Below are 8,200 nucleotides of genomic sequence, written 5' to 3' on the forward strand. Positions count from 1 at the left end.
GGTCATGGAGGTCATGGAGGTCATGGAGGTCATGGAGCCTCCGGCAGATCGGGTGCCGAGACCACCGCGGGGGCTTCCCGAGGCAGATCAAACAGCTCCCGCAGCGCCTCGGCATAGGAATCACCACCAGGGGACGCCGCAAGTTGCTGGACCCGCACGGTCGGCGCGTGCAGGAGCTTGTCCGCCACCCGGCGCACTGCACCTTCGACCACGGCCCAGTCCCGCGAGTCAAGATTGGGCAGCCGGGTCTGCAGCCGGGCGAGTTCCTCCCGGACGACAGCGGCGGCCTGTGCCCGCAGTGCCACGACCGTCGGGGCGACCCGGTGCGCACGGCGGCGGTCGAGATAGGCACTGACCTCGGACGCCACGAGGGTCCGCACCGACTCGACGTCGCCGACCGCCTGCTGGCCGTCAAGGGCCGTCCGCAGCGTGTCGAGGTCGATGAGGGTGGCGCCCGGCAGATCACGGACGGCCACGTCGACGTCCCGCGGGAGCGCGAGATCCAGCAGCACCAGCGGCCGGGAGCCGCGCCGGGCCAGCGAGTCGGCCACCAGCTGCCGGGTCAGGATCAGCCCGGACGCACCGGTCGAGGAGATCACCAGGTCGGCCCGGTCCAGCTCGTCCGCCAGCTGCGCGAGCGGGATCACCTTGGCGCCGTAGGTGTCGGCGATCCGGCGGGCCCGTGCCGCGGTGCGGTTCGCGACGACGAGATCGGCCGCGCCGGCCCGCCGCACGACCGCCGCGGCTAGCGCCCCCACCACTCCCGCACCCACGAGCAGGACGCGTCGACCGGCCAGCGCGCCGTCGGCGGGCACGTTCCCGGGTGACGGGTCGGGCGCACTGGAGGGCACCGGCTCCCACCCGTCTGCGGCCATCCGTACCCCGACGGACACGATCGACGCTCCGGCCGTGCCGATCGCGGTTTCGCTGTGCGCCCGCTTACCGACCCGCAGAGCCGTCTGGAACAGGCCCTCGAGAGCGGCACCGACGCTGGCCTCGGCCTGGGCCGCGCGCAGCGCCGAGCGGACCTGCCCGAGGATCTGCGTCTCCCCCACCAGCATCGAGTCAAGCCCGCAGACGACCGAGAACAGGTGGCCGACGGCCCGTGCCTCGTGGTGGACGTACAGGTGTGGGGCGAGATCCGACAGCTGCGTCCCGGTGATCCGGGTGAGCTGGTCGGACACGTCGGCAACGCCTCCGTGGAAGGTCTCCACCTCGGCGTAGATCTCGGTGCGGTTACATGTCGAGAGCACCACGCTCTCCGCGACGGACCCGGCCTGCGACAGATCGTAGAGGACCTTCGGGACGTCGTCGTCGGGCACCGCGGCCATCTCCAGGATGGACGTGGGTGCCGTCCGGTGGTTGAGCCCGACAACCAGCAGACTCATGACACATCACCCCCGGTCGTGCCCACCAGCGGGCCACTGCCCCGCGTCCCCGACACCGACGGCCCGGCCGGGGTGCGGGTCACGACGCCACGGTGGGGGTCGGCGGGCTCACCCTGCCGACCCGTCCGGCGCGTGGGTGAGCGCATGGGTGAAGCCACACCGCCCGCGGACGGCGCCGAACGCTTGCGAGCCTCATGGAACGACAGGATCTGCAACTCCACAGCAAGATCAACCTTGCGCACGTCCACTCCCACCGGCACCGACAACGCGATCGGCGCGAAATTGAGGATGCTTGTGACTCCCGCGGAGACAAGGCGGTCGCACACTGCCTGCGCAGCTGCCGCCGGCGTGCAGATGACACCTATCGTCACCTGGTTGCGCTCGACAAGGACCTCCATCTCGTCAAGCGGGCTGACCACGACGCCACCGATGGATTCGCCGATCCGGCCGGGGTCGACATCGAGCAGGGCGACCACACGGAATCCCCGGGACTGGAAACCGCCGTATCCCGCGAGCGCGTGGCCGAGGTTGCCGACCCCGACCAGCAGAACCGCACGGTCCTCGGTCAGCCCGAGCTCGGCGGCTATACGGCCGAGCAGGAAGTCCACGTCGTAGCCGACGCCACGCGTCCCGTACGAGCCGAGGTAGGACAGATCCTTGCGGACCTTCGCCGAGGTCATGCCCGCCGCCTTCGCCAGTGTCTCGGACGACACCGTACGGACTGCCCGATCTGCCAGCGAGGTGAGGACCCGCAGGTACAGCGGGAGGCGGGCAACTGTCGCCTCAGGCACGGACGAGCGTTCACGGACAGTGGTGGCTGCCCGCCGAAGCTCGGTCATGTACGGCTCCCGCACCATTCGAGACGCCCGACTGCCGACGGCGCCGGCCGTGCGGCCCCACAGTGCTGCACGGTCGAACGACACCAGTAGACGACTGTCGGGGCGAGTTTACGACTTCGTGAAGGTGTTCACGAAGTCGGCGTGATCTTAAGTTCAGGTACGCCATGGACCCGACCTACGATCATTTCCTCGACCACCCCCAGCGGCCACCGGTCAGTGCGCGCCGCAGACGGGCTTCCTCGACCCGCCAGTAGCCGTGTTCCCGCCCGTCGACGAGAACCACCGGGACGCGATCACCATAGGCATCCGCGAGATCGGCCGACGTGTCGACATCGACCTCGGTCCAGCCGACGCCGGTGTCGGCCGCCACCCGGGCCACCGCGACCCGGGCGTCAGCACAAAGATGACAACCGGCCCGGACCAGCAGGGTGACCCGAACATCCGATCGCGCACTGCCGACGCCGCTGACATCCGCCTGCGCACTGCCGACGCCGCTGCCGCTGCCGGCGCCTCGACCCGCGGAAACCCTCACCATCGCTCCGATCATCAAAAGGTGTCACGCGTAAAAAGATCGCCTGCACCGTGCAACAAAGCCAGAAAAGCACTTCCTCCCGGCACATGAGACGACCGCGCATCTTCGCCCCACTCCACATGCCCGGTGTCGGGTCGTTGGCTACACTCAGCTCCCTAGGGTTCTGGAGGGCCAAAGGCAGCGCGATCATGTTCTTCCTGCGCTCGGGGTTCCTCCCGGATCGGTTACGCCGATGCGGGAGGTCCGGGAGGCCCAGGTCCCCGGGCCATTCCGAGGACTCCGACCGCGTGAGAAGCATGCCCGTCAGATCGCTGCACGGACCGTCGGGTCCTCAGTCCCCGGGTCACTGAATGGGTCGTCCCTGGCCGTGGCATACCTTGACGCGAGAGGAGCAAAGATCGATCGCGTCGCCGTCGGCCCGGTCCCACCTGTCCGACACACACCGGAGGATCCCGGTCTCCGAGCGGGTCGTGCCCTGCTTCACCGAGCCTCCTCGATCTTTGGAGCCAGTATGCCCTCCGCCCTTTCCCGAGCGCTGCGGGGACGTGGAAGCGAGGACCCCCACCTGGCAGACGACCCGAGGCTCGACCTGAAGTCCGTCGCCGCCCGCGACGCCGCGGACCGATCGCCGACGTGAACCCGCCGTGGCCGCAACGAGCTCCCGATCCCGGTAGCTGCGCGGCGCTACGCGCCGGCACCGCCTGCTTTGCGGTGCCACGTGCCGATCCCACCTGCTTTGCGGCACTACGCGCCGAGCTGGCTCGCATCATGATCATCTCCTCCGCGGCCATGCTGGCCAGACCCCTTGTGGCCAACTCGACCGCGGGAACATCGCCTGGCCGGCAGACGGTCCGGGCCGCATCCCCCGACGGCCGGACCGATCACCAGGCGTCCGTTCCCGACGAGCCGCCGCCGAACACGCACCGGCCCGACGCCGACCTCGCGGCCCTGGTGCGCAGCGCGCAACAGGGCGACAGCGAGGCATTCGGAGAGCTCTACGACCTCTACATGGGGATGGTCTTCCGGTACGTGTACTACCGGATAGGCAGCTGGACGGCAGCCGAGGACATCGTCAGCGAGACCTTCCTGCGTGCGTTGCGCAACATCGGGACCTTCACCTGGCAGGGGCGTGACATCGGCGCCTGGTTCATCACCATCGCCCGGAACCTGATAATCGACTCCAGGAAGTCCAGGCGGGCCCAGCTGGAGTTTCCGACCGACGACATCCTGTCGGCAGGACAGGATGTCGTCGTATCCGGGCCGGAAGAGTCGGTCCTGGCCGTCATCACCGGCAGAGCCCTCATGGACGCCGTCCGCACCCTCAGCCCCGAACAGCAGGAATGCGTGGTACTGCGCTTCGTGGAAGGACTCTCCGTCCGGGAGACCGCGTTGGCGATGGGCAAGAACGAGGGTGCGATCAAGGCTCTTCAGTACCGGGCCGTGCGATCCCTGGCACGGCGTATCCAGGAGGGGTCGGTCTGAGCCCCACACCGCCGCGGGTGCAGGCATCCCGACCGCCCCGGCCGCCCGCGGACCGTGCGTGTGCTGGTACGCGTCCCCGGCCCCGGACCGTTTTCACCGTACGCTTTCCACGTCACAGTGACAGCGCGGTCCTTCCCCGCGCCGCGCACGCCCAGGAGATCACGATGCGGTTTCGACCACGCCCGCAACGGTCAGCGGACGACAAGGCCCGCAGAGCCGATGCCGAAGCCGCCGCTACCGCGGCGCTGAAGGTGGCCGCCGACCAGGCGGCCAAAGCACCACCGGACCCGACCGCGGCGGCCTTCTTCGACGTGGACAACACCATGATGATGGGGGCGTCGATCTTCTACTTCGCACGCGGGCTGGCCGCGCGCGACTTCTTCCAGTCCCGGGACCTGCTGCGATTCGGCTGGCAACACGTCACCTACCGGGTCTGGGGGCTGGAGAACACCGACGGGATGCGGGACGTCAAGGAGGCGGCGCTTGCGTTCGTCGCCGGCCGTGAGGTCGCCGAGATCGTCCGCTTCGGTGAGGAAATCTACGACGAACGGATGGCGGAACGGATCTACTCGGGCACCCGGGCCCTGGCCGAGCAGCACCTGGACGCCGGGCAGCGGGTATGGCTCGTCACAGCCACGCCGGTGGAACTGGCCTCGGTCATCGCTCGGCGGCTCGGGCTCACCGGTGCGCTCGGAACGGTCAGCGAGGTCGTGGACGGACGCTACACGGGCCATCTCGTCGGGGAACCACTGCACGGCCCGGCCAAGGCGGCCGCGGTGCGCGCTCTTGCCGAACGCGAACAGCTGGATCTTTCCCGGTGCTGGGCCTTCTCCGACTCGATCAACGACCTGCCCATGCTGTCGCTGGTCGGCCATCCCGTCGCGATCAATCCCGACCCCGACCTCAAGGCCGTCGCCCGGGAACGGGACTGGCCGATCAAGGATTTCCGCACAGCCAGGAAGGCCGCCCGCATCGGCGTGCCGACAGCCGCCGGGATGGGCGCGCTGGCCGGAGGGGTGGCGGCTGGCATGGCGCTGCGCCGTCGGTACATCGGCGCGACCGGCTGATCACCAGGCGGCGTCTCGCCGGAACCTGACAGCCTGGGCAACCAGGCAATCTCGCACAGCCTGGGCAACCCGGCAACCTGGACCTGAACGGGTGCGCCTACCGGCGGCCGCTGGGCATGCCGGGATCGTTCGGCGTGCCCAGCCGGGTGGTACGCGCCGGGCCCGGCGGCTCGTCCCGGCGCACCACAAAGAAGATCGTGGCGACCGAGGCCGCCTCGATGACGGCCAGCCACACCGACAGGAAAAGATCGCCTATAACCGCCAGCGCAGCGACCGCTGCGGTCACTGACAGCAGATAGCCGGCTGCGAGACTGCGACCCACCCATGTTCGTCCCGACCTCGTGCGCCACCAGGTCCCACGGTGCCCATCCACGGTCGCCATGAGTCAGAAGAATACCGATCGGCGTTGCATCAGCAGCCCGTAGAGGGAATGTTGGATCGTTTCCCGGATACGATCTGTGAGTTCGAACACCAGCATCGGGTCCTCGGCCGCGGCCGCGGCCGGGGTCGGGGTCGGGGTCGGCGATTCTGTGTCCACCGGCTCGCCGAACTCGATGAACCATTTCGACGGCAGCGGTATCAGACCGAGGATCCCCAGCCACGGAAATGTCGGCGTGATCGGGAGGTAGGGCAGCCCGAGCAGTCGGGCGAGCGTCCGGAGATTTCCGATCATCGGATAGGTCTCCTCGGCCCCGACAATCGTGCAGGGAATGATGGGGACGCCCGTACGCAGGGCCGCCGAAACAAAACCTCCGCGGCCGAAGCGCTGCAGCTTGTACCGTTCGCTGAACGGCTTGCCGATCCCCTTGAAACCTTCCGGCCAGACACCCACCAGGTGGCCACCGGCGAGCAGCCGTTCGGCGTCGGCCTGACAGGCGAGGGTGTTACCGGTCTTGCGTGCCATCGGCGCGAGGAACGGCACGGAGAACACCAGGTCCGCGGCGAGTATCCGCAGATGCCGGTGGGCCGGATGATGGTCCATTATCGCCAGCGAAGTCATGATCGCATCCAGTGGCAACGTACCGGAGTGGTTGGCCACGATCAACGCGCCGCCGGTGTCCGGAATGTTTTCCAGGCCGCGGGTCTCGATCCGGAAGTAGTTCTGGTAGATCGGACGCAGCAGCGGCGCGATGACGTTCTCGGTCAGATCCTGGTCGAAGCCGTGCTCGTCGACCACGTAATCGCCGGTGATCCGTCGCCGCAGGAAGGCGAGGAAACCCGCGAGAGCCCGCTCGAGACTGCCCGCGTCGGCCAGCGGCTCGGACGGCAGCGCGGACACCTGCCCGGCGCCGGAATCATCGGAGGGGGCATGCCTGCCGGAAACACCCGCCCGTCCCTTCGACGCCTGCGCACCGCCGTTTCCGCGGGCATTTACCGTCCGGTCGACGTCGGCCGTCCCGTCGACGTCAGCCGTCCGCCCGGTGCCTGCCGCACGGTTCGCGGCGGCGAGCCGACCGCCACGTACGCTGCCGGTCTCCTCACCGGCGGATTCCCCGAATTCCGGGGATTCCCGGGGATCCCCGGAATCTGCCGAACCCCGCACACCGGCATCGCCGGTACCTTTCGTGTCGGCGGTACCGAGACGGGAGGACGCCCGCCGCGCCGCGCCCCGGGCCCGAGAGGAACCACCGTCGCGCCGCCGTTGGCCACCGGATCTCTCCGGACCCGTCTCCACCGTCGCCGAAGCGGTCGGATCGTCCCGGTGCGGCTCCAGGTCGCCGTCGTCAGCCATCCGATATTCGACAACATGCCCACTGTCAACCGATTCACCGGCATTGGCACCGTTCACGGCAATCGGATCGTCGTGATCGCCGTCTGACGGGCCCTGCGGCCGGGAACGGCGCTCCGCCGCGCCACCGCCCGCCCTGATTCGGGCATCCTTGCTGCCTAGCGGGATGATGCGCGCCTCACTCACACCCGTGACCACCTTTTCACCGGACTTGCCCTGATACTCCGTGTGAGCTTCCAGGGTTTCCAGGGTTTCCTGGGTTCCTTTGGGACCTCCGAGCGCGCGACACGCGCGACAACGGCCATGCTCGTGCGCTCTTCGGCCGACTGGGAGACCGGTGGACAACACCTGTCCGGCTCGTGTCCCCCGGACAGCCCGTTCGCTGATCGAATGCCGTTATTCAGCGGCCTCCCAACCTTCGATCCACTCCTGCCGAACCGGGCCGCACGGCGGACGCCGCGCGGTGGACACGGTCATGACCAGACTCAACCTCTTCTCTGCCTGCCTACCTTCTCCCCGCCCGCCGCGGAAGCCACCCAAAGATGGTGACGACGTCATGACGTCCCGACCAGCCTGCGCCGCGCAAGCACGTCCAACAAAGTCCGCTCCAGCCGGATCACGGCGTCGCGGTCGATCGCGAAACGCATCGGACGGTCTCGTACGAAGTCGTCAAAAGTCTGCAGTGTCGTGAATCGCGGGACGTAGTTGAACACGTGTTTCAGGCGGGTCGTGTCGACCGCACGCCCGTGCGCGAGGAAGCCGAGCTGCTCGGCGGAGAAGTCCAACAGCCGGGATCTGCGGACCAGATTTCCCAACGTGACCACGGCCGGGGACGGTACCGGCAGAGGGGCGCGCCCGGCACGCCGCACGGCCTGGGAGAGCAGGAGAACGCCGTCCCCGGCAACGTTGAACGTGCCCGGATGGTCCTCGACAGCCGCCTTCATGAGCACACCGAGCGCGTCCTCGCTGTGCAGGAGCTGCAGGCGCGGATCAAAGCCGAGCACCGTCGGGACGACCGGCAGCTCGAGGTAACGGGTCAGCGGGCTGTCGATGCCGGGGCCAATGATGTTGGTAAACCGCAGCACGCTGACGGTGACATCGGGCCGCCGGCGGCTGAAACCCCGTACGTACCCCTCGACCTCCAGGGCGTCCTTGCTGTAACC

The 8,200-nt window shown here is 68.6% G+C and carries 7 protein-coding genes and 1 pseudogene; 2 read left to right on the forward strand and 6 right to left on the reverse strand.

From position 1 onward, the window contains the following. Positions 1-29: 29 nt before the first annotated feature. The 3 genes from DD1DGNOD_RS23540 to DD1DGNOD_RS23550 form a co-directional block, all read right to left on the reverse strand. Positions 30-1,388, reverse strand: coding sequence for a glutamyl-tRNA reductase (locus DD1DGNOD_RS23540; protein ID WP_131771044.1), 1,359 nt, complete (start codon positions 1,386-1,388; stop codon positions 30-32). Beyond that, positions 1,385-2,227, reverse strand: coding sequence for a redox-sensing transcriptional repressor Rex (locus DD1DGNOD_RS23545; protein WP_131771045.1), 843 nt, complete (start codon positions 2,225-2,227; stop codon positions 1,385-1,387). The genes DD1DGNOD_RS23540 and DD1DGNOD_RS23545 overlap by 4 nt, the downstream gene beginning before the upstream one ends. A 181-nt stretch (positions 2,228-2,408) precedes the next feature. Next, complete coding sequence (locus tag DD1DGNOD_RS23550) at positions 2,409-2,762, reverse strand: glutaredoxin family protein (RefSeq protein ID WP_131768597.1); 354 nt, start codon at positions 2,760-2,762, stop codon at positions 2,409-2,411. Between the two features lie 630 nt (positions 2,763-3,392). Here DD1DGNOD_RS23550 and DD1DGNOD_RS23555 point away from each other — a divergent pair. After that, positions 3,393-4,241 carry a sigma-70 family RNA polymerase sigma factor gene (locus DD1DGNOD_RS23555; protein ID WP_241255941.1) on the forward strand — a complete coding sequence of 283 codons (849 nt, stop codon included), beginning with the start codon at positions 3,393-3,395 and terminating at the stop codon, positions 4,239-4,241. A 164-nt stretch (positions 4,242-4,405) separates the two neighbouring features. Continuing rightward, positions 4,406-5,308 carry an HAD family hydrolase gene (locus DD1DGNOD_RS23560; protein WP_131768598.1) on the forward strand — a complete coding sequence of 301 codons (903 nt, stop codon included), beginning with the start codon at positions 4,406-4,408 and terminating at the stop codon, positions 5,306-5,308. Positions 5,309-5,405: 97 nt separating this feature from the next. Here the strand turns inward: DD1DGNOD_RS23560 and DD1DGNOD_RS23565 are convergent, their stop codons facing one another. From DD1DGNOD_RS23565 to DD1DGNOD_RS30190, 3 genes and pseudogenes are all read right to left on the reverse strand, one after another. Next, positions 5,406-5,630, reverse strand: a complete 225-nt coding sequence (locus tag DD1DGNOD_RS23565; protein WP_131768599.1) for a hypothetical protein — start codon at positions 5,628-5,630, stop codon at positions 5,406-5,408. Positions 5,631-5,693: 63 nt separating this feature from the next. Continuing rightward, on the reverse strand, positions 5,694-6,851 hold the full coding sequence (locus DD1DGNOD_RS30965; RefSeq protein WP_430827861.1) for a lysophospholipid acyltransferase family protein: 1,158 nt from the start codon (positions 6,849-6,851) through the stop codon (positions 5,694-5,696). Positions 6,852-7,591: 740 nt separating this feature from the next. Further along, a pseudogene (locus tag DD1DGNOD_RS30190) lies at positions 7,592-8,200 on the reverse strand (NAD-dependent epimerase/dehydratase family protein); the annotation flags it as partial.

Origin of the sequence: Candidatus Protofrankia californiensis (genome assembly GCF_900634765.1) — a bacterium.
Classification (GTDB): domain Bacteria; phylum Actinomycetota; class Actinomycetes; order Frankiales; family Frankiaceae; genus Protofrankia; species Protofrankia californiensis.